The organism is Mycoplasmopsis agalactiae PG2, assembly GCF_000063605.1.
Classification (GTDB): Bacteria; Bacillota_I; Bacilli_A; order Mycoplasmatales; family Metamycoplasmataceae; genus Mycoplasmopsis; species Mycoplasmopsis agalactiae.
The window spans coordinates 728,474-754,222 of the sequence record NC_009497.1 but is presented as its reverse complement, the minus strand read 5'-3'; the positions used below and the strand labels follow the sequence as shown (position 1 = coordinate 754,222).

The following is a 25,749-nucleotide window of genomic DNA, read 5'->3' as shown; positions in this document are numbered from 1 at the left end:
AAAAATCGAACTAATAAAGGTCTCCTTTATTAGTTATTTTATAGGGATATACTTTTGGATATAATTTGAATAATTATAAAAAGTAAAAAAAGAGGTAAATATGAAAGTTCTCTGCCTTTGCGGTTCTGGAATGGGAACCAGCATGATTATTAAATTAAAAACTGAACAAGCAATGCGCGAATTAGGCATTCAAGGCTCAGTTGAAGCACTAGGCCTTGGAATGGGTAAGTCAGTTGCTAATAATTTTGATGTTATTTTATGCACCAACAACTTTGTTTCTGAAGTGGCTAATTCAAAAGCTTCAGTGCACGGACTTAAAAATGTTATGGACATTAACGAAATTAAAGCAGCATTTAAAGATGCATTAGCTAAAGGAATTAAATAATGTCAGCAAAGCTAAACTTATTAGACAATTTAGTTGCTAATGATTCAATTATTGTGGGCTATGAAGCAAAAGATTATAAAGATGCTATTCATAAGTCATGTGAGCCTTTAGTAGAAAAAGGCATTATTAACTATAACTATTATGATTCGATTTTAAAATCAACTGAAGCACATGGGCCATATTACATTTTAGTAGATGGCATTGCTATGCCGCATGCTTCAGCTACTGAAAATAGTGTTTTTTCAAATGGTTTTAGTTTGTTAACACTTAAAAAACCTATTATGTTTGCAAATGATCCAAGGGAAGTAAAAATCGTAATGACTTTAGCTGCTAAAGATGGTGAAACTCATACAGCAGTAGCTATTCCACAAATTATTGCCGTATTTGAAGATCCAGCTAACATTGACAAAATTGCTAATGCTAAGTCAAAAGATGAAGTAATCGAAATCATTAAAAGTGTTGATTACACAAAGTATATGAATTAAAACGGAGTGTACATTTTATGAAACCAATGCTACAAATTGCGCTTGATAATTTAACAATTAAAGATGCAATTAAGAGTGCAAAAAAAGTTGAAAAATATATAGATATTATTGAAGTTGGAACCATATTAATAGCATCAGAAGGCAAAAAAGCAATTAAGGCACTTAAGGAAGCTTTTCCAAATAAGATCATTGTTGCTGATGGCAAAATTGCTGATGCAGGAAAAGTATTTGGCAAGATGTTTTTTGAAAATGGAGCAGACTTTACCACCTGCATTTGCGCTGCTGAATTACCTACTATTACTGAAACAATGAATATTGCTAAAGAATATGGTGCTAATAAGGAAGTGCAAATAGAATTAACTTCAAATTTTACTTGAGAACAAGCTGATTTATGAGCAAAAGCAGGCGTGCCTCAAGTTGTATGGCATCGTTCAAGAGACAGTCAAGCTAGTGGCGTAAAATGAGGTAAAAAAGATATTGATGCAGTAAGTAAACTATCAAAAATGGGCTTCAAAGTTACTATAACTGGCGGCGTGGAGCTAGAAGATATTGAACTTTTTAAAGACATTCCAATTTATATTTTTATAGCAGGCAGATCATTACGTGATGCTGAAAATCCTGAATTAGCAGCAAAGGCTTTTAAAGATGAGTTTGCAAAATACTGAAGTTAAGAATAGATTAGTTGGCATCTATGAAAAAGCCATAAACAACAAATTTTCTCTTGAAGAAAAGATATTAATTGCTAAGGCAGCTGGCTATGATTTTATGGAATTTTCAGTTGACGAAAGCGATGAAAGATTAAACAGAATTTACTGAAATGATGAAGAGATTGCAGCAGTGCAAGAGTTATTAGTTAAGCACAAGTTTAACTTTAATTCAATGACACTTAGCGGACATAGAAAATATCCTTTTGGATCCAAAAATCATGAAACTAGAGCAAAAGCAATGGAGATTATGGAAAAAGCCATAATTCTTGCTAAGAAATTAGGAATAAGAACCGTGCAATTGGCTGGCTATGATGTATATTATGAAAAAGGCGATGAAGAAACAAGAAGCTTTTTTATCGAAGGTATTAAAAAGGCAGTTAAACTAGCTTCCAAGCATTCAGTTTGTCTAGCTTTTGAAATAATGGACACTCGTTTTATGGGAACAAACACAAGAGCTTTAACATATATAAATATGATTAATAGCCCATATTTGCAAATATATCCTGATTTAGGAAATATTTACCAATGAGCCAATAAAACAGACTTATACAACGAATTTGAAATTGCTAAAAATCACCTTGTGGCCTTTCATTTTAAAGACACAATTCCTGGCAAGTTTAGAGACACACCATTTGGCACAGGTACTGTTGATTTTCCCTATATGCTTAATATTTTGAAAAAATTAGAACTTAACCAGCCAATAATGATTGAAATGTGATCACTTAATAAGCCTGAAGAAAGCAAAGAAGAAGCGATTAAATATATTGCTGATGCATATGAGTTTTATAACAAGCAATGAGAGTTAGTTGGTGGAGATAATTAATATGAATCAAATTGACAAAAAATACAGTGATGAAATAGCCAAGCTTAAACAAGAAGTTTATGATGCCAATATGCTTTTAGTTAAATACAACCTTGTTATTCACACTTGAGGTAATGTTTCAGGAATAACTAAAGACAGAAAATATATGGTTATTAAGCCAAGCGGCGTTGATTATGCGACACTTAAGCCTGAAGATATGGTTATTACTGATATGGATAACAATGTGTATGATTCAAAATATAAGCCATCAAGTGATACACCAACTCATACATTGCTTTATAAAAATCATCCTGAAATTCAAGGTATTGTGCACACACATAGCACTAATGCAGTTGCTTTTGCACAAGCTGGCAAGGATATTCCTTGTTTTGGCACAACTCATGCCGACAATTTTTATGGACCTGTGCCTTGTGCTAGAGCATTAACTCCTGACGAAATTAATGGTGCCTATGAGCATAACACTGGGCTAGTTATTATTGAAACATTTAATAATAGAAAGTTTGATTGAAAAGCTACAAGTGCAACGCTAGTTAAAGAACATGGACCTTTTGTGTGATCATTTAAATCGCCTAAAGATGCAGTTGATTTAGCACTAACATTAGAAGAAGTTGCCAAAATGGCAATTAAGACCTTAATTATAAGTAATAATAGTGCTCCTGAAGCACAAAAAGCATTAGTAGAAAAACATTACAACCGTAAGCATGGCAAAAATGCTTATTACGGCCAAAAATAGGTATAAATGGAAACTAAATTAAAGACTTATCGAGTTAATTATGTTAATAATAATGCATATTGATATCAGCCATCAATATGAACTTTTTCTAGACGTTCATGAGCTTCATATCCATTTAAAGAAATTGAAAACTTAATAGACAAATTAGAACTTAATTACTACCCTGGTGGGATAATAGATCTTAATAATGACTCTAGACATAAAGTGTTTAATGCAGTCCAAAGACACTTAAAAACAGGCATATCTATCAATCCTAGTTCACTAAAAGACAAAGATAATTATTTAGTTTATGAAGTTGATGAAAATGTCAGAGTTATTTTAAATGATAAGTCTTTAAAACACTTAGCTAGAGGCTTAATATTTTGTGTCCCATTAGCCTATTTTAAAGCAATAAAAGAAAAAGAACAGCCAAATGAAAACCAAGTTTTAGACTTTGTTTATTCAAAAGGATTTTTTGAAATTTCTAAAACTAATAAATAAAAAATTAGAGCAGTGTTCTGAACGAAAATTACATTTTGTGATGCACTTTATCAATATTTGCTCATTCATCAATTAATGCAGAAGATTTTTTAAGCTTATTATAATTTTCATCATTATTATAAATTATTGCTTCAAACAAAATGTTACCAATTAGCATCTGAGAAACCCGTGAGCTAACTGGAACCAACAATGTATCGTTTTGGATTTTTTGGTACTGAATAATCACATCAAGATTTTTATTGATTTTATTATCATTTTTAGATGTAATAGCAATAATTTTAAGACCATTTTTATGAGCGTTTGAAATAACAAAATGGGACTCAGTTGACTTAAGATTGTTTGAAAAAACAATCAATGTATCATTAGAATCAGCATTAGCTAAAGCCGGAAAAAATATGTGAAAATCTGAGTTATAGACCACAGATTTTCCTATTTTTATCAAGTTAGCGACTAAGTCTAAACTTCTACGCTGACTTGAACCTGATCCATAGATTAAAACATTTCTACTGTTATTAATTAATTCTGCTGCTTTAATGCAATTTTCAGTAACACTCTCTTCATTGATGTTTTCAATAGCATACTTATATGAAGAGTAAATTACACTAAAAGGATTAGGTTCTTGGCCATTGTCATATTTAATTGGATACATGCGCTGAAAGTTAGAAAGCTTAATGTTTATTGATGCGATGAAGTTTCTGTAGTCTTTGAAATGATATTTTCTAACAAAACGGCTGACAGCTGCTTCTGATGAATTGGCCAATTTGGCTAATTCAGCTTGTGAGAGGTTAAATTCAGACTGCTCAAATGAGTTTATGAAGTCCAAAATATTTTTTTCACTTTTAGTTAAATAAATGTTTTCATCTAATATTGGTCTTTTAACATTATTTTTTTTCATTATTTAATTATAAACATTTAATTTTTTTAAAGTTGAGGTAACAATATGCATATCAAACGAATTGGAGCATCAAAAGGTATTGCGATTGCTAAAGCATTCAAGATTGAAGAGTTGCCTTTAGAAATTTTGAATAATTCAAAAGGTGCAGAATACGAAATTGAATTATTCAACAAAGCAGTAGAACAAATATCAGCAGATATTAAGCACACAATTAAAATGGCAAAAACTAACGAACAAAAAGAGATTTTTGGTGCTCACTTACTACTAGCTCAAGATCCAGCAGCTGCTGAAGATATTAAAAGTGCTATTAAAAATGAAAATAAGTCTGCTATTTATGCAACTAATGAATATTTTAATAACATGGCAGCAGTTTTTGATTCAATGGACGATGCTTATATGAAAGAAAGAGCAGCTGATATTAGAGATATATTAAAGAAATTTTTATATTTCTTTAATGGCATCAAGGAGCCAAATTTAAGTGCAATTGATAGCGAAGTTATCATTGTGGCCAAAGACCTAAGCCCCTCTCAAATAGTTCAATTGGACAAAAAATATGTCAAAGGTTTTGTAACTAATATTGGTGGTACAACTTCACATACTGCAATTATGGCTAGAAGTATGAATATCCCTAGCGTTGTTGGAACCGAAAATGTTTTAGAAAATGTAAATAATGATGATTTAATAGCCTTAAATGGCTCAAATGGCACTGTAATTATTAATCCAAGTGATGCAGAATTAAAAGAGTGTCAAAAACTACTTGATGAATATAATACTTATTTAGTTGAAGTCATGTCTTTAATTGGCAAACCTTCAAGAACTAAAGATAATCATAAAGTAGAAATAGCAGCAAACATTGGCGGCATTAAAGACGTTAATTCTGTTTTAGAAAATGATGCTGAAGCAGTTGGCTTGTTTAGAACTGAATTTCTTTACATGGACAATGATCACTGACCAACTGAAGAAGAGCAATTTGAAGCTTATAAAGCAGTTGCAGAGGCAATGCAAGGCAAAAAAGTAATAATTAGAACGCTTGACATTGGCGGTGACAAGACTTTACAATATTTTAAGTTTCCTGAAGAAATGAATCCATTCCTTGGATATCGTGGAATTCGTTTATGTTTAGTTCCTAAACATAAAGAAGTATTTATGGCGCAATTAAGAGCAATTATTAGAGCAAGTGAGTTTGGCAAAGTAGCTATTATGTTTCCAATGATCACTTGTGTAGATGAGTTTATTGAAGCTAAGAAAATTTACTTAGAAGCCTATGAACAAGTCAAATTGGAAAATAATAAGATTGCTAGAGAAGAAGAAATTGAAGTCGGCTTAATGATGGAAACACCTGCAGCAGCTGTGTTATCTGATCAATTTTGCAAATATGCAGACTTTGTGTCAATAGGGACTAATGACTTAATTCAGTACTCAATGGCTACTGACAGGATGAATGAAAGCATATCATACTTATACCAACCACTAAATCCATCTATATTAAGATTAGTTAAATATGTAATTGATGCAGCACATAAACATGGTAAATGAGCTGGTATGTGTGGTGAGATGGCTGGCGATCCTGAAGCAGTTCCATTATTGCTAGGCCTAGAACTAGACGAGTTTTCTGTTGGAGCTGGCAGCATTTTAAGAACAAGAAAAATAATTAACTCGCTTTCATTTAAAGAAATGCAAGAATTAGCTGAAAAAGCACTTAAGTGCGAAAACGAACTAGAAGTTAAAGAAGTTTTAAAAGCTTACTTAAAGTAAGTGAATTTAGAGACTTAAAAATGAAGCAGGACACTTCATTTTTAATTATGTATTTTCACTTATATGCCTATAAAACAGGCATTTAGCTAATTTACAAGAATAAATGTTAATGATAAGGACACTAAAGCAATTAGAACAATAGGGAAGACTATTTTGTAGTAAGTTGACTGTGTTTTTATTCTGCCATCAGCCAAATTAGCAGCCAATAATTTATAGTTTTTGTTTTTCTTGCGATAATGGTCAATTCTTTTCTCACCTATATAAACTAGCACTAGAATTATTGCTGAAACAAGTGTTCCGATAACAACAAAACCTAAAGTATTTAAGGCAGTCATTATTGAAGAGTTAGCAAAAGCAATTGCCCCATCATATGATGTTGATCGAATCGATTCTCTAATTAATACTTTATATAAATAATCGGCCGTACCAGTACCACCAGGAGTAAATGAAATCGAGTTAGCCACTCTAATCATTGTATTTTGAATAGTAAGATTTCAATAATAGCCATGAGGCACATCTGGTTTTATAATACCAAGTGCTTGTGCTTGAAATGCGTTGAATGTTAGAAGTGAAGGTACAAATTTAAGCAATACTAATTCAAAAAGGTAATATGGATTTTTAAAAGTTTTTTTAATGCACTTATTTATATTAAAAAGTTCATATTCAAATTTAGCTTTTATTGCAAAGGAATCGTATGCTCTAATAAAAGGAGTAATTTCAATAATTGCAATTAGTGTTTTAAGTGCAAATCGTTGTAATTTTTTATTAAGAGTTATGACCAAAAGCAGTGTAGTTCAGCCTGTGTCGAAAATTAGGCCAAGTACAAGCATTACAATAAACGTAATAGAGTTAGGGTTTGAACCAACAAAAAAACTAGAAAATGTTTTAATACCAATAGGAACAAAAATGGCGGTTGAGATTATGTTACCAAGCTGTCAAATAAATGAGTTAACAACTATTGCTGACATCAATGAGGCTCTTGGGACATTACGTCTTCTTAAATATCAATATGTAGCTATGTCACCACCAATTGATTTAGGTGTAATTGTTTGCACAACAATGCCAATAATTGTGCCAACAAATATGCCTCTTCACTTAACTTTATCACCTTGAAGTGTTATGACTCTTTTGAAAATCAATGCCTGGAAAATTGATCATACAAATGTTCCAAGCGATAGGAAAACAAAGGAGGCTCTAGCAATATAACCTGCATTTGCTGGCCGTGCGAATTCAACAATATCATTTTTTACATAAAGCTTTTTATAAAATGCTTTAAATACTTCAGATGGCCCACCAGCACTAGTGCCAAATTCATCTTTAAGGTTATAAACAGAGTAGAAAAGGAAAATTATAATACCTATTAAAAACAGTGAGTAAGCAAGATATTTTACTACTGATTTAACAGAAAATTTGCTAATAGTATTTTCTTCTTTTAATTCAAGCAAACCTTCTAGCATTTCATTGTTTCTAACAACCATCATAGTTTCACCATTTTGTTCGCCACTTCTTTCTATTGTGTTGCAATAAAAAGATATTGCTTTTGCTTGCTGATTGTAATGAATGTAGGCATATTCACGGTTTCTAAAAGAAATTTTATATATTGAATTAGATTCAATATTGTTATCATTTTCAATTTTTTGTACTCTAGTTATTTGTAAGTTAGAACCAAATTTAGTGGCAGATTTTATTCTTTCAAAAAATCTTACTGCGCCGTTTAAGTCTATTTCATAAGTATGTATGGTTAAATGATGCCTTTTATATTTTTTATAAAGATCATCAAGAACTTCGAAAAGATCTTGATTTTTATGCTTTTTATAAAAGTTAATCATTCTAAGAACTTCTAATAAAAATAAATTTACATCAAAAGAATTAGTTAGCCTATTATTTGCAACAAATTCACTGCTACTTGTAAAAGCTAGAAGCAAGTTTATTTCAGGATTTTGAGCAACATATTTTCAAACATTAGATCTGTTGACAAACTCAAATACTTCAATATTATTTTCTAAGGCAATACTATGTGTTAGTGAGCCAGCAAAATAGTTTTTTGCTATAAAACTATTTTGCAACGTTTCTTTATTAAATTCAGGATCATCATTAATTAAAAAATTAAGGTATAGTGCCGCTATTTCATCAGGTTTAAAATACTTTAAAACTGATTTATGCTTAATTGAAAAATTAAGTCCAGTTCCTTCTTCATTGATAATAAAGTTAGCTTTAGAACGATGGCCAATGCCTTTTCAATTAATTCTTTGCAAATAATTATGATGGTTAGCATAATAAAAATTTGCATTTTTTGCCCTGTTTACAGTAAAAAACGGCAAATTAAAGTATTTCAAATTGCTTGTAAAAAATTCTTTATTTAAAGCTCTAGAAACATCGATTCCAAATGGCAGTGAATTTTGATTTAGCAATTTATTTGCACTATATCTTTTATGAACTTGCTCTAAATATGCATCGATAGCATCTGAGCAATCATAATTGTTGTTAAAAGCAGGCAAGTTAATGTTTAAATAATCAACTTTATTAATATAGTCAACTATTTTTTGCATATCGCTTTTTGAAAAAGCTGAACCATTTGAATAGTTAAACAAAATCTGAGCTCTTTTTTGATTTCCTAACGGATTTTGAAAAGAAATAACAATTTCGCATTTTTCTTCTGATGCTATAAATTGCTTGTAAACAGTTGGTATAGTTGCAAAATCATTAGCCCTAATAACTGTAATTTTTTCACTTTTAAGCTCACTGGCAAATATGTCTAAAAGTAAGTTAGATGAATCAGAATTATCAGACGAAAGCAGAACTTTTTTAGTTTTGCTATTAATTAAAAAATTATTATAAAAAGCCTTAGCAATGGCAACAGTAGTATACTCGTTTAAGTAAATTGTTCCCATATCTAAATCTGCTGTAATTTTATTACCAACTGTTTGAATATTTCCTGAAAAAGCATCATTAATTCAATCGGGTGATTTATTGTAACTTGGCTTTCAAATATTATAAAAAGAATTATTGCTCAATGAGCGTTCTTTGACTCACTTGTTGTGAATGGGATTCAAACTCATAAAGCTCCTTTAGCAATAATGGTCTATAACTTCTAAAATTATATTAAATAATTTATTAAAATTATGCTATGAAGATTTTATTAGCAGGGACTCCTGAATTTGCTGTCCCAATTTTTGAAAAAATTATAAACAATTTCACAGTTGTAGGAATTGTGAGCCAACCTGACAAACCAAATCAAAGAGGGAGAGTTTTAACCAGTACGCCAACTAAAGCATTAGCGCAAAAATATAATATTAGGTGTTTTCAACCTGAAAAAATAGGACAAATTGCTGATGAATTAAGAGCTTTAGATTATGACTATTTAGTAACAGCTGCTTTTGGTCAGTTGATACCTACTTCAGTTTTGCAAATAGCTAAAAAACTAAACTTAAATGTTCATGGTTCAATATTGCCTAAATACCGTGGGGCTGCTCCGGTTCAGCATGCTTTATTAAATAATGACAAAACAACTGGTGTGTCACTTATGGAGATGGTAAAAGCGATGGACGCAGGTGATGTTTTTGCAAAAATAGAGTTTGAAATTAGTGAAACTGATGTTGCTTCTTCGCTTTTAAAGAAAATAAGCCTACTTACAGCCGATCATATCGTTGAGTGACTTAATAAAATTGATAAAGGCGAGCTTGCAAGAGAAGTGCAAGACAAATCAAAAGTCACTTTTAGTCCTAAATTAAATAAAGAAGATGCTGAGATAACTAAGGACTTCACTTGCGATCAAGCAATAAGCAAAATAAGAGCATATGAATATAACCCGGGAGCATTTGCTTATATTAATGGCAAGAGAGTTAAATTATTTTTTGCAATTAAAAAGGTGGTAAAAGCAGGAATTAAGCTTGAGCTCTCTGACGGAGTTATTTATGCAGTTGACTATCAATTTGATAGTAAAAAAAGAGTTAAGATAAATTACTAAAACACCTATAAAACAGGTATAAAAATAAAAAGCCGGTTTGGCTTTTTTTATCTCTTAATTTCTTTAAGACGAGCTGATTTACCAGCACGGTTTTTCATGTAGTAAAGTTTTGCTCTTCTAACTTTGTTAGATCTAACAACTTCAATTGCTGAAATTAGTGGTGAGTGTAGTGGGAAAGTTCTATTAACACCGATTCCGAAAGATATTTTTCTAACTGTAAAAGTTTCTCTGGTACCTGATTCTTTTTTGCTAATTACTAAACCTTCAAAAATTTGGATACGTTCTTTTCCGCCTTCACGAATACGAACATGAACTCTAACATTGTCTCCAACACGAAATTCTGGGAAATCTGTACGTAATTGACTAGCTTCTACTAATTCGATTAATTTATTTCTCATGATTAATCCTTTCAATAATATCTGGACGATTTTTTAATGTCTTTTTATATTTAGCTTCTTTCCTTCACTTTTCAATTTCAGCATGATTGCCATTTAAAAGAACATCAGGTACAGACATTCCTTTATATTCACGTGGACGTGTATATTGTGGATAGTCTAGTAAGCCATCGCCTTCAAATGATTCATATTCGTGGCTTTCTTTTCTAATGACATTATCAATGAGCCTAATTATTGAATCAGCCATTACCATAGAAGGCAATTCACCACCAGTAAGCACATAATCACCAATTGATAATTCTTCATCAACTAGTTCAGTTACACGTTCGTCAAATCCTTCATATCTGCCTGAAATAAAGGTAATTTGGTCAAATTTAGATAACTCGCGTGCTTTTTGTTGGTTAAAGACCTTTCCTTGCGGTGAAACCAAAATTTTATATCCGCCTCTGCTTTCTAATGAATCTAAAGCTCTATCGATTGGCTCAATTTGTAAAAGCATACCTTGACCACCGCCATAAGTTTCGTCATCTACTTTATGATGTTTATCTAAACTAAACAATCTAAAGTCAACGATATTTATGTCAATAAGCTTATTTTCTATTGCCTTTGCAATAATCGATTCTTCAGTAAAAGGGGAAAAATAGTTAGGAAAAAGCGTTAAAAAATTAATCTTCATAAATTATTTTGATGCTTGTTTAGCAGCAACTTTTTCACTTTTTAGTACAGAATTGATTTTTTCGTTAAGTTTTTGAGTTTTGAAAAGGTTGTAAACAGTTTGTGTTAGTTGTGCACCATTTTTAATTCATTGAATAGCAGCTTCTTCATTGATTCTAAGAGCTTTTGAGTGAGGGTTGTATTCACCAATAGCTTCTATAAATCTTCCATCACGTGGAGCACGAGCATCTGCTACTACAATTTTGTAGCAAGCGTTAAACTTGCTTCCTAGACGTTTAAGTCTAATTTTAACCATAGTTAAGCTCCTTTATAAATATTTTGGGTGTCAAGCACTACTACTTGACAGGGTTAGTAATTTAATTTTAAAACAATAATAAAAAAATGCAAGCGAAAAAGTTGAATTTTGCCTGCATTTTATTTTCTAATTATTTTGCTTTTGAAACAATGAATTTGTTTGCAAAAACAGTTATTTCATATTCATTATTTTTGTGGAGTGAGCCTTCAATTATTTGGTAAGCTAGCATACTTTCGATATTATTTTGAATATATCTTTTAATTGGACGAGCGCCAAAGTTCTCATCATAAGCATTTTTAGCAATGTGTTCAACTAATTTAGGTGAATACTTTAGTGTAATTTCCTTAGTTTCAAAAATTCTTTTAATTAATTTTTGCAGTTCTAAAATTACAATTTGTTGAATATCATATTCACTTAGGTGGTTAAATTTAACAATTTCATCAATTCTGTTTATAAACTCAGGGCTTAAAAATTTAAGTAACTCAGCTTTTAAGCCAGGAACTTGATCTAAAGCTTCGTTTAGTTCAATGTTTGAAGCAATATTAGAAGTCATGATAATGATTAAGTTTCTACAGTTTATGACTCTTCCAGTTGAATCGGTAAAGGCACCATTATCAAGAATTTGTAATAAGATGTTCAAAACGTTTCTGTCAGCTTTTTCAATTTCATCAAAAAGCAAGATAGTATATGGATTTTTTCTAATATTTTCAGCAAGTGATCCACCTTGGTCAAAGCCAACATAACCTGGAGGAGCACCAATTATTTTAGATACGCTGTGTTTTTCCATATATTCAGACATATCGAGTCTAATCATTTGTTTTTCACTATCAAATAAAGCAAATGCTAATGCTCTTGCTAATTCAGTTTTACCAACTCCGGTTGGCCCTGTGAATAGAAAACTTGCAAGCGGTCTGTTAGGATCGTTAATGTTCGCCTTCGCCCTTAAAACAGCCTTAGACACCAAATTGACTGCTTCATCTTGACCTTTAATTCTGGATTTTAATTCATTTTCAAGATTAAGTAATTTTTGCTTATCAGTTTCTAATAATTTAGTTACTGGAATCATTGTTCATTTTGAAACAATTCCCGCAATTTCTTCTGCTGTTACACTATTTTTAATTAAAGTTGATGCGCCTGAAGATATTTTTTCTTCTAATTCCTTTATTTTTTTCTCAATTTTTGGAACTTCTGAATATTCTAATCTTGAAGCATCTTCATATTTAGTTTCTCTTTTGTAAATGTTTATTTTGTATCATAAATCATCTAAATATTTTTTTAGTTTTGATAAGTCTTCTAATTCTTTTTTCTCATCATTTCACTTGTTTTGTAGCTTGCTTATTTTTTCATTAGCAGACTTAATCTCTTTTTCGAGTTCTAAGATTCTATTTTTATGCTTTTCTTTATCTTCTTCATTTAAAGCAATTTTCTCCATATTTAAGCGAGTTAATAACTGCTTTACTTTTTCCAATTCCTCTGGTTCATAGTTAATTTCGGTTTTTATAGTAGCAGCTGCTTCATCTACTAAATCAATAGCTTTATCAGGTAAGAATCTGTCTGAAATATAACGAGAACTTAACTTGGCAGCAGCTACTAAGGCGTCATCTTGAATTTTGACATTATGATAATTTTCAAATCTACTTTTAATTCCACGTAATATAGTAATAGTGTCATCAATTGAAGGTTCTAAAATGTCGACTTTTTGCATACGTCTTTCTAAGGCCGCATCTTTTTCAATATATTTTCTATATTCATTGTAGGTTGTTGCTCCAATTAAGTGCATTTTGCCTCTAGCCATTAATGGCTTAACAATGTTAGCAGCATCCATACCACCATCAGCATTTTTACCAGTGCCAACTAACATATGTATTTCATCAATGAAAACAATTATTTCGCCATTAGAATCTTCAATTTTTTTTAATACGTCTTTAAGCCTTTTTTCAAATTGGCCCTGAAACTGTGCACCAGCTATAAGACTTGTTAAGTCTAGTTCATAAACATCCTTATTTTTAAGGTTTTCAGGAACTTCTCCTTCAACTATTTTTCTAGCTAATCCTTCCACAATTGCAGTTTTACCAACACCTGGTTCACCTACTAAGACAGGATTATTTTTAGTTTTACGACTTAAAATACGAATTAATCTTCTAATTTCATCATCTCTATTTATAACTGGCTCTAATTCATGTTTAGCAGCTAAATCAGTTAAATTACGGCCATATATTTTAAGTGGATCATTTTCAGTATTTTTATTATTGTCTTGGATGTTATTAAATAAATCTTCAAAATTAAATTCCATAGCTTACCTCCACAACACTCTAACACAAATATTTTAGCACTTTAATTGCTAGAGTGCTAAAAAATTCAAGAATTTTGCCTTCTTGAATTTTTGCTATGTAGTTAAATTTGTCTAAAACACCTGTTTTATTAGCTTTCTGGTCAAATTAGTTTACCTTGAATTTTGTCATTTTCTTTGTTAATCTCAATAATTTCTAAAGTAACAACATCACCAGTCTTAACTAAATCTTTAGGGTGGGCAACGTAGTGAGTAGGGGTTTTCTTCATTTTTGAAATATGGATAAGCACTGCTTGCTTAATACCTATGTAAACAAAGATACCAAAGTCAGTAATATTTTGCACTGAGCCTTCTAAAATCATGCCAACTTTTAAATCTTTAAGATTTAAAATATCTTTTTTAAGCTTATAACCTTCTTTTTCATCTCTAATATCTTTAGTAGGATTTATTAAAGAATCAATAATTAATTTGACATCATATTCATTAGAGTTAAATTCAGCTGCTAAAGATTTAATATCAGCATTTTTAAGCACTTCAGTATTAATGTTTTCTAAATCTATGCCTAATTTATCAACAATTTTATTTGCCAATTCATATGATTCGGGATGGATGCTTGTTCTATCAAAAAAGTTATTTGAATCATGAATTCTTAAAAATCCAACTGCTTGTTCATAGGTATTTTCACCTAAAGATTTTACTTTTAATAATTCTTCACGGTTTCTGAATTTGCCTATTTTACTACGGTATTCGATAATATTTTGTACATGTTTATTATTTAAGCCAGAAACAAATTTTAATATTTCAGCTGATGCAGTGTTTAAGTCAACACCAACTAAGTTAACTGCTTTATCCACTTTAAATTCTAAAGCTTGTGAAAGCTCTTTTTGATTTACGTCATATTGATATTGTCCAACTCCAATAGATTTTGGATCAATTTTAATAAGTTCATTAAGGGGGTCTTGGAACCTTCTACCAATATTAATTGCGCTTCTTTCTTCGACATTTAAATCAGGGAATTCTTTAATAGCAATTTCAGAAGCTGAGTAAACTGAAGCACCAACTTCAGAAACTATTGCAAATTGCAAGTCAAGATCTTTGTGAGTCTTTTCTCTTTCTTTAATTACATTAGCAATAAATTGTTCAGTTTCTCTTGAAGCAGTACCATTACCTATAACAATGATGTTTATAGGGTATTTATCAAGAAATTTATTAATTGTTCTAGCAGCATTTTCGGTTCTTGATTGTGGGGGGTTAGGATACATTATGCCTTTTTCAATGAAGTTACCTTGTGGGTCTAAAATGGCTATTTTACAGCCATTAACGAATGCAGGGTCAATTGCAGCCACTCATTTATTTTTAACAGCAGGGAATAAGAGCATTGTTTCAACATTTTCAGCAAAAAGTTTAATTGCTTCGCTTTCAGCTCGAGCAAAAAGGCCAGATTTAATTTCTCTAATAATTGAAGGAAGAATTAATCTTTCTAAACTATCAATAATTGAAGCATGAATAATTTTGCCCGTTGTCTTTATTTTAAAGTACTTTTGGTTTAAATCATATGTTATTTTTGCTTGATTAAATTCTTCAATGTTGTAACTAATTATTTTCAAATTTTCAGCTCTAGAAATTGCTAATACTCTATGATTAGGAATTTTGCTTACTCTTTCCTTATGGTCATAATACATATGGAAAGTTTCTTTTTCATCCTCAGCATTTTTCTTCTTTTTCGTGATGATATAACCATAGTCATATATTTGTTTTTTGACCATTTCACGGTTAGCAACATCTTGTGACACTATCTGACTAATAATGTATTGAGCTTGTTCAATAGCAAACTCAACACTTTGTACTTTTTCATTAAGATATTTTTCTGCTTCTTTATAAGGATTAAATCTTGGATTTTCGGCCTCTAGAATTGATAATGCAAGTTGCTCTAAACCTAAAGCAATAGCTTCTGTTGCCTTAGTTTTTTTGCCAACTTTAAATGGCTCATAAATATTTTCTAAAGCTGCTTTAGTATCAACTTCGTCAATTTTGGTTTTTAATTCAGCAGTTAAAAGCTTCTTTTCTTCCAATATTTTAATAATAGCTTCCTTACGCTTATTAAGTTCAATATTGTAAGTATACATTTGGTGAATTTCTTGAATAACTTCTTCATCAAGGCCACCAGTTAAAGCTTTTCTATATCTAGCAATAAAAGGAACTGTAGCTCCTTCATCTAATAAATTAAGTACTGTTGAAACTTGGTCTTCGTTAAGTTTAAGTTGATTAGCTACATATGTAATTGATATATTCATTTTTACCCCCTTTTTTCTAAAAATGCTATAAAACAGGCATTTTGTTAAAATGATTCAAATGGAATGTCATCATCTATTTTACCCATTTGTTTTCATTTATTAAAAAGTTCTCTTCTTTCATTTTCATTCTTGCATCTAAGGTAGTCAACTTGATCTTTGTCATTTATTAAGTCATACTTAGGCGATCTTTTTTCTTTATAAACACTGTATCTTTTGTGAAATTCTATTATTTTTTGAATATCATCTTTTATTTGCATTTGCAAATCAGGATTATTTTTTAGTGAGTAGTGAAATACTTCAATTTTTCTTTTGGCAACATCTACATCTTCAGGATTAGCATAATCATCATCATTTAAAAAGCAACCAACAATAATGTATGAATCATAGCCGAGCAAACTTGCATATAACTGTGCTTGCTTTTTATAATTAAGTGGAACACCATCTTTTTTTAACTTGTTAGCTTGATTGTTTAAAGTTCAAGAATCATAGTTTTTTATATTTGTTGTTTTGATCTCAAAAACAATTTTTTCATTTTCAGCTAAAGCATCAGGCACCCCACCAATAATATCTAAATTTTTAAAGTAATCATAATCGACATCTTTTGCCTCAATATGCTTAATTATAGTGTTTTTGAGCAATTTTTTGGTATAAAATTCTTGCAAATTTTCAATGATTTTAGGTTCCAATATTTGACCAGCATTTACATATTTTTTTTGCAAAACCGGAAGGGCAAGCCTTGCAATATGACAAAAGGCTTTAAATTCACTATTAAAACGGTCAGGAGTTAAAATATTCGAAATAGATGAGCCACCCAGCTTTTTGAATTTTAAAAATTTATTAGATCCCAGCAGTTGCTCTTGAAAATTGTTCATTAATATTACTTGATGATTTTCTTCATCTAAAATGTAATGTATGCCATTGTAGTATTTTGCCATTTGTTAACCTCATTAGTAATAACAATCATTATGAATTATATTTTAAAATTATTAAATAAATGGGACTAGAAGGCATTTTTTGCCACCATTATTCAATATTCATATAAGATATATAAATATATAAATCTTTTGTTTTTGGAGATAATAATTAATAATGGAAAAATATACTGAGCAAGAGCAAGTCAGACGTAATAAATTAAATTTTTATAATGAAAATAACATTGCTCCATTTAAAAAAGCTTACGACTTAGGCAAGTTAGTTTTAAGTCAAGAAATAGTTAATAATTATGACTCTTTTTCTAGGGAAGAATTAGAAGAAAAAAATATTAGTGTTAATGTAGCCGGCAGATTAATGACTGTAAGAGGGCCATTTTTAGTATTAAATGACTCTAAAGGCTTAGTTCAAGTTTATTTCAATAAAAAAAGTGATGAAAATGTAGCTAAAATAGTAGGCACATTTGATATTGGTGATATTTTATGAGTGAGTGGTACTGTTATGAAAACTCACACTAATGCACTTACCTTAAAGTGCAATAAAATAGAACTTTTAACTAAAGCACTTAAGCCACTACCTGAAAAATATCATGGGCTTGTTGATACTGAAGAGAGATACAGACGCAGATGAGTTGACTTAATTACTAATGAAGAGTCAAAAAATAAGTTCATTTTAAGAACTAAAATTATTAAATGAATTAAAGAATACTTTGATAATTTAGATTATTTGGAAGTTGAAACACCTTTCTTACAAGACTATGTTTCAGGAGCTGCTGCTAAACCTTTTACAACTCATCACAATTCTTTAAATCAAGAGTTTGTTTTAAGAATTGCTACAGAAATTCCGCTTAAAAAATGTGTAGTTGGCGGACTTGAAAGAGTTTATGAATTAGGCAGAATTTTTAGAAATGAAGGATATGACACAACTCATAATCCTGAATTTACTACAATTGAGTTTTATGAAGCTTATTCTAATGTTGAAGGCATGATGGACAGAACTGAAGAATTGTTTAAGGTTTTATGTCAAAAATTAGGTAAGTCAGTTTTTGTTAACAATGGTACTGAAGTTGATTTATCAAAACCATTTAAGAGAATTAATATGGTGGATGCAGTTAATGAAAAAACTGGTAAGGACTTTAAAAACATTAGTTTGGACGAGGCTATTTTAGAGGCCAAAAAGCACAATATTAAAATTGAAAAATTCTGAACAACAGGGCATATAATTAATGCTCTCTATGAAGAGTTAGTGGAAAGCTCACTTATTCAACCAACCTTTATTTATGGTCATCCTATTGAAGTTTCACCTCTAAGTGCTAAAGCTAGCGATCCTAGATTTACTGAAAGAGCCGAATTATTTATTAATACTAAAGAATATGCAAACATGTACACTGAGTTAAGTGATCCAATAGACCAGTTAGAAAGGTTTAAAAGTCAAATTGATGAAAAGAAAGCTGGCAATGATGAAGCTAGCGATATTGACTGAGATTTTGTGGACGCACTAGAATATGGAATGCCACCAACAGGCGGTTGCGGCATCGGTATTGATAGATTAATTATGCTTTTAACAGAAACTAGTTCAATAAGGGACGTGTTATTATTCCCAACACTTAAAAGAGCGAATAAAAAATAAACGGAAAGAGCCGTTTATTTTTTACTAAAAGTGATTTGATTGTCCTTTAAGCCTATAAATTGGGCAAATTCAGCCAATTTATCAGCACCAGCAACTGCTTCAATTTTAAGGTTTTTAATTTTTAGCTTGAATGAATTTTTTAGATCCTTAAAAGCATATTGACCAATATTAAGTTTGCTACCATTATCTAACTGTGAATTAAGCACTAATGAAAATTTGTCATTTTTTATATTAGCAAAGGCATATGAGGCAATTGAAGAAAGTTTTTTATGTAAGATAACATTTTCTAAATTAGTATTAGCAAAAGCGCTAATGTTAATTGCTTCTAGTTCTGAAGCTTCACTAAATTTGATTGATTTTAGTTTAGAACTATTAGCAAAAGCTCTGTCGCCAATAAATTTTATTTCGTTTGAAAATTCAACCTCTTCTAAATTGGCTAATTCCATAAATGATTCTGAGCCAATTGAATCAACAACATATTCAACATTTTTGTATTTAACTTTTTCAGGAATTTTGATTGTTTTACTTTGAGCAACAATATTGTTAAAATTGTCGAAAAGTGCACGATTATAGGCAGTTATGGTTGCTTTATTGTTTGAATTGATATCAAAGTAAAACAATTTTGTATTTTCATCAAGCTTAATGTCAGACTTGCTTTTATCATTGCAACCTGCTGAAACAAATGAAGCTGTTAGAGAAATTGGAAGAATAGCAAAACCTAGTTTATGTAATTTTTTCATAGACAAATCTCCTATAGAATGCTAATATTTCTTAATAATTATGCAATTATACACAATTTATTCATGCTTTATATTGCTCAATCTACTTGTAAGCAATTAGTTATTAATTAAGGATATATTTTTACTTTGAAAAAATAAATTTATTTATAAAATATAAATACAATACATAAAGACAGTAACTGCCTAGCTTAATATGTTACCGAGTGTATATCTTAGTTTTTTCTTATAACTAATATTGTCTATTGTATTGGAACTCTTTATTTATTATGAAAGGGGGAAATTTGATGCATACAGTCAAAGAAACAGCAAACAGATTAGCAAAAGTTGAAACAGTTGAAGAAATTAGCCAAAAAATTGCTGCAGCTAAAGGATTTATTGTTGCTGAATACCGTGGTCTAACTGTTGCTGACCTTAAAAACTTACGTGTTAGTGCCAAAAAATTAGGCATTGAAGTTAAAGTTTACAAAAATAGATTGTTTAAGTTAGCAGCTAAGAAAGCTGGTTATGACCTTGATGAACATTTAGTTGGTCCTAACTTATTTGCATTTAGCAATCTAGAAGACAATGCAGCTGCTAAAGTATTAGTTAAATTTGCAAAAGAAAACAAATTATTAGTACCTAAAGCTGGTGTATTTGAAAATAATGTTATTGATGCAAAAGGTGTTGCTGAAGTTGCTTCATTACCAAACTATGAAGAAGCATTATCAATTCTTGCACGTTCACTTATTGCTCCATTACAACAACTCTCTCTTTCTTTAAAGCTATATAGTGAAAAAGAAAGCGAATAATACTTTTAAAAGAAAGGATTAATATCATGGCAAAATTAACAAAAGAATCATTTATTTCTTCATTAAAAGAAATGTCAATTAAAGAAGTTATGGAATTAGTTGAAGCAATGAAAGAAGAATTTGGTATCGACCCTTCAGCTGTTGCTGTTGCAGCTGCTGCACCTGCTGCTGAAGCTGAAGAAAAGAAATCAACTCTTTCAGTTATTCTTAAGTCTGACAATGGTAAAAAACTTGCTATTGTTAAAGCAGTTAAAGAACTTCTTAACCTTGCATTAATGGATGCAAACAAATTAGTTTCAACACTTCCTGCTACATTAAAAGAAAACATTCCTGCTGCTGAAGCTGAAGCTTTAAAAGCTAAATTAGTTGAAGCTGGCGCAGATGTTGAATTAAAATAATAAAAACAAGTACTTAAAAATCTAGCCTCGTGGTTAGATTTTTTGTACAAATTACACTGCAATTTACCTATCTTAAAAACTATTGAAGTTTTTCAAATTTAGATTTAACAGTTGAGTTGTGATTGTTAACAAATTCTTTTAGTATGCCTAATAAGTAACCAGGATCATTATCGCTTTTTGATTGCTCCATAAATTGTGTGTATTGATTGTATCCACTTGCATAAAAGAAACTTTCATATTTAGTCTTTATGGTTTCATATTCAGGCCCAGTTAATCTGCTTTTTACTTCATCATATTCTTTTTTAATTTTTTCTAATTCTTTAAACAGCTTCCTAAATTCCTCTACATTTTTCTTGGCTTTCTCTGCTTCAGCTTCCTTTCTCTTTCTCTCTTCTTCTTCCTGTTTCTTTTTCTCATCAGCTTCTTTTTTTCTTTCTTCTTCTTGCTTTCTCTTAGCTTCTTCCTCTTCTTTTTTCTTTTTTTCGGCTTCTTGTTTTCTCTTCTCTTCTTCGTCTGTGTCTTTATTTAGAGCATTAAGGTCATCACTCGGAGTCATATTATTTTTGTCATCTTTGCTGCCATTATCAGTCTTGCCAGCTGTATTATTATGATCTGGATTTTCTGTGTTGTTAGGGTTTTTATTAGGATTTTTTTGATCTCCACTTTCTTTATTATTGTTTGGATCATCTATTTTCTTAGATGGATCATCAGTTTTAGCATTGCTATCAGTATCACCACATTTAGCAGCAACAATAGGTAGGGTTGATAAAGTAACAACAGAGCTGAACATAAGCATTAATTTTTTCAATCTTGTCATATATATTGCCTCATTCTATAATTTTGTAAAAATAATAAAATATTTTTTTATATAAGTAAAACGAAAACAAGACTTTAATTTAACTTTATTAAATAAGCTGCCTGTTTTAACATATGTCACAAATTCATTCTAATGAATTTATCTGATTTACATAATTTTACTAAAAAACATAATTATACAAGTGCTGAAATTTACATAGCTTATACTGTGCTTTATATTCAAAAATACGTTTATCAAACATAATAGGATATGTTGTAAAAGGCTATTTTATAGGCTCTTTAGGCAACCTAAAAACAATTTACTAAAAAAATAAAAGAGCCTTTATAGGCTCATAAATAATTATAAAAATTAAAATTTTAAAATATGCAGTTACTTCTATATTTTTACTGTGCTGTATTTACTGCATCAGGTTGATTATTATTGATTTGGTTTTCTGATAAGAATTTGATTCTTTCTGAATAAGCTTTTTTGAGCTTATAAAAGTTTCCCGAAAAATTAACTATACAAGATTTTTCAATGAGCTCCATACTCTTTTTTGGGAGTTCTGTTTCATACCAAATGTCATTTTTATATGGCATTTGTATTTTTTTATATTGCTTAAATATTTTCATTACATCACAATAGGATTTAGTCCCTAAAATTTTTGAGTCAGCAAATTTATTCTTGATCCTGTTTCCGATTATAAGAGTTAGCATATTCAAAAACTCATCGCCATAAACATTGTAGTCATCATGTCGTCTAACAGTTTCTAACTCTAATGTATTTTTATAAAAATCGTTAACAAGCTCTATTTCTCACTTTTGCTTGTATAAATTCAATGCATCTTCACAAGTGATATCTTGATCTGATACATATACAATTGTTCCAAATTTGTGCTTAATTTTTTCATATCCTTCAATTGAAAATTTTTTACTTGACATAAAGTCTTGTTCTTCTTTTGATGCTTGCTTTAAATTTCTAAAAGCATAGTAATAAAGACCATTGTGAAATATCTTCTTACATCAGGTTGGTTCATCTTTGCTGTTTTATTTTATCTTTCATATTGTATGCATCAATTTCTTCTAAGAGTTTTAATGATCTTTTAAGCGGATGTATAAAACCAACATTAGATATTAACGCACTGCTATTTATGTCTTTATCACCTATAATTATTCTTTTATTTATGCCTGTTTTTTCCAAAAAATCAGGAAAACTAGTGACATCCACACAATTTCCTGAGCAAGGAAACGAACAAATTACATCTCTAGTTGTTACGTTTAAAGCAATTAAAATAGAGATTTTTTTGCTATTTTTTAGCTTTGATTTGTATGAAAAATCGTTTAATGAATTCACTTTACTATTATTATTTTTTAACATTTCGTCAATTGCAATTTTGTTGCCTTCATCAATTTTGCTAACTCTATTTTGAATAAATTTAAGCACTTTAGAATAGTCCTTCCCAATTCATTTTATTAATGACGAGACATTATTTTTTCCAAGTTTAAGTTCAGGACTTTCAACTGACATAAACGATTCATTAAATACTTCATCTAATTTGTTATTTGTCATTCTTGGATTTATAGAACGAAGTAAAGCAATAGCATATATATGCTTTGCCATATTTTGTGGATACACATTACTTAAATCAGTAAATAGATCCTTTGAAACTGATTTTGCTATTTCATAGTCGCCAAAATTTTTCATTGAAACAGTTATTTTCACTTTTTCTTTTGGCACAAATTTGCCGTCAATTATATGCCCTATAACTTTACCTTCAACTGGCTGGTTCTTTCCATTTTTTTTAACACAACCAACTCTTTCAATAACTGCTCACATTGAACCTGATTTTTTGACAACAGTATTTTTTGGTCTTTCTATTACTCTAATTTCTGCTGGTACTGCCATATATAATTAACTTTTTTATATAGTTATTTTTGAAAAACAAGTAAATTTTTATATGTTTTTTGCTAATTTTTCATTTGTAAAATAAAAAAACAAGAGCTTTTGTTTTTGAAACCCCTGTTCTTGTCTTTAAAAATGACAATCTATAATGAAAATCGGCCATTTTTCGTATTTTTATATAGTTAATTTTCCGGGAAACTCTTATTTAATTATGATTTATTAAAGCAATTTATGTAGTTTAGTTGTTATAGTAAACTTGTAACAACGCAGCAATTTTACTAAAGAATAGCATAAGACAGGTGCGTAATTTTAGTAATTTATTGTTTAGCTTTTTAAGTTATCAGTTTTCTAACAAAACTGTTTTATAGCACTTTTAGTAATTGAAATAAGTGATTAAAACAATCATTTTATATAAAAAAGCCCTTATTGAGGGCTTAAATTATTGAAAACAATTACATTGCTTGCTGCATTGAATTGTTCATAGCAGGTTGAGCACTAGTTAAAAGCTTAATTCTTTCTGCATATGCTCTTCTAAGATTTTTTGTGTTTGCAATAGAAACACTGTAAAAAGCAACAATTAAAGTTCAAAATGCAAGACTAACTAATAGATTTATAATGAAAGGCTTTACATTTCCACTAAAAGTCGAAATTATAAGCGTTGGTATAATAGCTAGTTGAAACAAATATTGTAAAAATGCTAAAATTGGTATTAAAATAACTGACACTAAAAGCAATTTTCTAGATTTAGCAAACTCTTTTTCAATTGGTGTTTGATGAACAATCATCGATAGAAAGACAATAACTATTACAAAAATTGGAAATGAGAAAATACTAAATAGTTTTGTAAATGAAAATCCTGCACCAATGAATGCTAAGTCAAGTATTGCTCCAGCAAGTGATAATGAAATGAAAACAATTAGCACAGTTCCATAGGTTCTTAACTTAGAAAACTTTTCCATTTTTTATTTATGAATTATTAACTCCATGAATATGATTTGTACGTACATAAATATTTATAAATAAAAAAAATAAACATGTGGAAATTTTTCCGAAGCTGTTTCATATCCCTTATTTATAGGGTTATTGGTAATTGGAACTTTTTCAGTGCTTATTTTTGAGTTTCAATTTATAAAAACATGTAAAAGTATTAATTTAACTAAGATTATTTAAGTCTTGATTTATTTATTTTTGAAATACTGTATACAATTTATAAGCAAAATAATAATTAATATAAGTAGCTAGACTTATGTTTTAATTAATGGCTTTACTATAATTGCGATTGCATCAATAAAAAGTAAACTTTTAATTATTTTAATATAAATAAGTATAGATATAGAGCCAAAATAGTAGCACTGTTGATATATATCAGTTTACTTATCAATTATCTATTATTATTTATATAAAAAGCAGGCAGCTTTTTAGTTTGTTTTATACAGCAGCCATAAATTAATAATATATTCTTAAGACATAATTCTTTAATTGACTGTTTTATAGTATTTTTGGCAAAAATGACAACCAGAGTGTCTTATAAAAAGCAAAAACTATGCATATGCATAGTTAATAATTTATAAATTAATAGACTTATATTGAAATAATTTGCTAAAACTTACAAAGGCTATTTTGCTTTTAATTTAGTCTCAAGTTTTTCAATAGCTTGCTCAGTTTGTTCTATCATCTTACTCTTTGTAAGAATTTCTAGTTCATTTTTTGCATTAGTTAATTTATCATAAACTGTTAGTCATTTTTCATAAGCTTCTTTTAGTTTGCTTTCATCATACTCGCTTGGTGATGTATTCGCTTTATTTTCTATATCTTGTCAAGCTTTTTTAAGTTGTTCTTCTGTTGGTTTAGTTTCTTCAATAGTTTTCTCTAGTTCAACCTTCTTTTCTTTTAGTTTTGGTAGTTCCTCTTTTAACTTTTTAAGCATTTCTTCTTTTTGCTTATTGACATTTGAAGTGCTATAGGTTTCGGCTTGGTCTTTTGAAGGTTGTTCAGTTTTGCTCCTACCGTCATTTTTATTTTCGTTGCTGTTTGCATTATTTGTTGTTGCATTATCTACTTTTATTTTTTCATTTGAATCAGGCTTTTTGTTTTCTGCTGTTGAATTATTTTGATTAATGTCAGTGCATGAAGCTGAGACTATTGGGAAAGTAAAAAGCACTGGTAGTGTCATTAAAAATTTAGATTTCATTTTTTCTCCTAGAATTAAACATTTTTTAGCGATGATTAAAATTGCCCAAAATATAAACGATTGCAAAATCTAAAATAGTAAAAATGCAAAATAAATTATTTGCATATATGAAAAATTACCACATTGGCATGAGACAAAATGCATTAATGCACTTTATGAAAGAAATGTGTGATTATGCATATTTATTTTTGTGCAA

At 29.8% G+C, this 25,749-nt stretch carries 23 protein-coding genes and 1 pseudogene; 11 read left to right on the top strand and 13 right to left on the bottom strand.

Going from position 1 to position 25,749, the window contains the following annotated elements; translation table 4 throughout:
- Positions 1-100: 100 nt before the first annotated feature.
- The 6 genes from MAG_RS03240 to MAG_RS03215 are packed head-to-tail and all read left to right on the top strand — an operon-like array spanning position 101 to position 3,613.
- Positions 101-385 carry a PTS sugar transporter subunit IIB gene (locus MAG_RS03240; RefSeq protein ID WP_011949791.1) on the top strand — a complete coding sequence of 95 codons (285 nt, stop codon included), beginning with the start codon at positions 101-103 and terminating at the stop codon, positions 383-385.
- Positions 385-870, top strand: coding sequence for a PTS sugar transporter subunit IIA (locus MAG_RS03235; RefSeq protein WP_011949790.1), 486 nt, complete (start codon positions 385-387; stop codon positions 868-870). Before MAG_RS03240 ends, MAG_RS03235 begins: the two co-directional genes overlap by 1 nt.
- A 17-nt stretch (positions 871-887) precedes the next feature.
- On the top strand, positions 888-1,541 hold the full coding sequence (locus MAG_RS03230) for a 3-keto-L-gulonate-6-phosphate decarboxylase UlaD (RefSeq protein ID WP_011949789.1): 654 nt from the start codon (positions 888-890) through the stop codon (positions 1,539-1,541).
- Entirely contained in the window at positions 1,516-2,400 is an 885-nt protein-coding gene (locus MAG_RS03225) for an L-ribulose-5-phosphate 3-epimerase (protein WP_011949788.1), read from the top strand. The genes MAG_RS03230 and MAG_RS03225 overlap by 26 nt, the downstream gene beginning before the upstream one ends.
- Position 2,401: 1 nt before the next feature.
- Positions 2,402-3,133, top strand: coding sequence for an L-ribulose-5-phosphate 4-epimerase (locus tag MAG_RS03220; RefSeq protein WP_011949787.1), 732 nt, complete (start codon positions 2,402-2,404; stop codon positions 3,131-3,133).
- 6 nt (positions 3,134-3,139) lie between these two features.
- Positions 3,140-3,613 carry an MPN499 family protein gene (locus MAG_RS03215; RefSeq protein ID WP_011949786.1) on the top strand — a complete coding sequence of 158 codons (474 nt, stop codon included), beginning with the start codon at positions 3,140-3,142 and terminating at the stop codon, positions 3,611-3,613.
- 28 nt (positions 3,614-3,641) lie between these two features.
- On the opposite strand, the gene MAG_RS03210 is transcribed toward MAG_RS03215, so the two are convergent.
- The gene (locus tag MAG_RS03210) at positions 3,642-4,508 is read right to left on the bottom strand and encodes a MurR/RpiR family transcriptional regulator (protein ID WP_011949785.1); all 867 of its coding nucleotides are present in this window, start codon (positions 4,506-4,508) and stop codon (positions 3,642-3,644) included.
- Between the two features lie 45 nt (positions 4,509-4,553).
- On the opposite strand from MAG_RS03210, the gene ptsP reads away from it, so the two are divergent.
- Positions 4,554-6,263, top strand: a complete 1,710-nt coding sequence (gene ptsP / locus MAG_RS03205) for a phosphoenolpyruvate--protein phosphotransferase (RefSeq protein ID WP_011949784.1) — start codon at positions 4,554-4,556, stop codon at positions 6,261-6,263.
- A gap of 86 nt (positions 6,264-6,349) precedes the next feature.
- On the opposite strand, the gene MAG_RS03200 is transcribed toward ptsP, so the two are convergent.
- On the bottom strand, positions 6,350-9,322 hold the full coding sequence (locus MAG_RS03200; RefSeq protein ID WP_232955092.1) for a lysylphosphatidylglycerol synthase transmembrane domain-containing protein: 2,973 nt from the start codon (positions 9,320-9,322) through the stop codon (positions 6,350-6,352).
- Positions 9,323-9,390: 68 nt separating this feature from the next.
- Between MAG_RS03200 and fmt the strand changes: the two genes are divergently transcribed.
- Positions 9,391-10,230, top strand: coding sequence for a methionyl-tRNA formyltransferase (fmt, locus tag MAG_RS03195; RefSeq protein WP_011949782.1), 840 nt, complete (start codon positions 9,391-9,393; stop codon positions 10,228-10,230).
- Between the two features lie 47 nt (positions 10,231-10,277).
- On the opposite strand, the gene rplS is transcribed toward fmt, so the two are convergent.
- The 6 genes from rplS to MAG_RS03165 all read right to left on the bottom strand — a co-directional run bounded on the left by rplS (position 10,278) and on the right by MAG_RS03165 (position 17,114).
- On the bottom strand, positions 10,278-10,628 hold the full coding sequence (rplS, locus tag MAG_RS03190; RefSeq protein WP_004024029.1) for a 50S ribosomal protein L19: 351 nt from the start codon (positions 10,626-10,628) through the stop codon (positions 10,278-10,280).
- Positions 10,618-11,301 (bottom strand): tRNA (guanosine(37)-N1)-methyltransferase TrmD, encoded by a 684-nt coding sequence (gene trmD, locus MAG_RS03185; RefSeq protein ID WP_011949781.1) that lies wholly within the window; start codon positions 11,299-11,301, stop codon positions 10,618-10,620. Before trmD ends, rplS begins: the two co-directional genes overlap by 11 nt.
- A gap of 3 nt (positions 11,302-11,304) precedes the next feature.
- Positions 11,305-11,595 (bottom strand): 30S ribosomal protein S16, encoded by a 291-nt coding sequence (gene rpsP / locus MAG_RS03180; protein ID WP_004024027.1) that lies wholly within the window; start codon positions 11,593-11,595, stop codon positions 11,305-11,307.
- Positions 11,596-11,725: 130 nt separating this feature from the next.
- Entirely contained in the window at positions 11,726-13,888 is a 2,163-nt protein-coding gene (locus tag MAG_RS03175; RefSeq protein WP_011949780.1) for an ATP-dependent Clp protease ATP-binding subunit, read from the bottom strand.
- A gap of 128 nt (positions 13,889-14,016) precedes the next feature.
- Positions 14,017-16,179: a Tex-like N-terminal domain-containing protein gene (locus MAG_RS03170; protein ID WP_011949779.1), complete on the bottom strand. Its 2,163-nt coding sequence runs from the start codon at positions 16,177-16,179 to the stop codon at positions 14,017-14,019.
- A 44-nt stretch (positions 16,180-16,223) separates the two neighbouring features.
- Positions 16,224-17,114: an MAGa7180 family putative nuclease gene (locus MAG_RS03165; RefSeq protein WP_011949778.1), complete on the bottom strand. Its 891-nt coding sequence runs from the start codon at positions 17,112-17,114 to the stop codon at positions 16,224-16,226.
- Between the two features lie 154 nt (positions 17,115-17,268).
- Here MAG_RS03165 and lysS point away from each other — a divergent pair, with 154 nt between their 5' ends.
- A complete protein-coding gene (gene lysS, locus MAG_RS03160; RefSeq protein ID WP_011949777.1) occupies positions 17,269-18,738 on the top strand; it encodes a lysine--tRNA ligase in 1,470 nt (489 codons plus the stop codon).
- Between the two features lie 14 nt (positions 18,739-18,752).
- On the opposite strand, the gene MAG_RS03155 is transcribed toward lysS, so the two are convergent.
- Positions 18,753-19,478: a leucine-rich repeat domain-containing protein gene (locus MAG_RS03155; protein WP_011949776.1), complete on the bottom strand. Its 726-nt coding sequence runs from the start codon at positions 19,476-19,478 to the stop codon at positions 18,753-18,755.
- A 284-nt stretch (positions 19,479-19,762) separates the two neighbouring features.
- Here MAG_RS03155 and rplJ point away from each other — a divergent pair, with 284 nt between their 5' ends.
- Positions 19,763-20,266 carry a 50S ribosomal protein L10 gene (rplJ, locus tag MAG_RS03150; protein WP_041308774.1) on the top strand — a complete coding sequence of 168 codons (504 nt, stop codon included), beginning with the start codon at positions 19,763-19,765 and terminating at the stop codon, positions 20,264-20,266.
- 26 nt (positions 20,267-20,292) lie between these two features.
- The gene (gene rplL / locus MAG_RS03145) at positions 20,293-20,664 is read left to right on the top strand and encodes a 50S ribosomal protein L7/L12 (RefSeq protein WP_004024017.1); all 372 of its coding nucleotides are present in this window, start codon (positions 20,293-20,295) and stop codon (positions 20,662-20,664) included.
- Positions 20,665-20,743: 79 nt separating this feature from the next.
- Here rplL and MAG_RS03140 read toward each other — a convergent pair whose 3' ends face one another.
- The 4 genes and pseudogenes from MAG_RS03140 to MAG_RS03125 all read right to left on the bottom strand — a co-directional run bounded on the left by MAG_RS03140 (position 20,744) and on the right by MAG_RS03125 (position 25,553).
- The gene (locus tag MAG_RS03140; protein ID WP_011949774.1) at positions 20,744-21,481 is read right to left on the bottom strand and encodes a variable surface lipoprotein; all 738 of its coding nucleotides are present in this window, start codon (positions 21,479-21,481) and stop codon (positions 20,744-20,746) included.
- Positions 21,482-21,990: 509 nt separating this feature from the next.
- A pseudogene (locus tag MAG_RS04605) lies at positions 21,991-23,365 on the bottom strand (transposase); the annotation flags it as partial.
- Positions 23,366-23,814: 449 nt separating this feature from the next.
- Positions 23,815-24,321: a hypothetical protein gene (locus MAG_RS03130; RefSeq protein ID WP_011949771.1), complete on the bottom strand. Its 507-nt coding sequence runs from the start codon at positions 24,319-24,321 to the stop codon at positions 23,815-23,817.
- Positions 24,322-24,977: 656 nt separating this feature from the next.
- Positions 24,978-25,553, bottom strand: a complete 576-nt coding sequence (locus MAG_RS03125; RefSeq protein WP_011949770.1) for a hypothetical protein — start codon at positions 25,551-25,553, stop codon at positions 24,978-24,980.
- Positions 25,554-25,749: the final 196 nt, after the last annotated feature.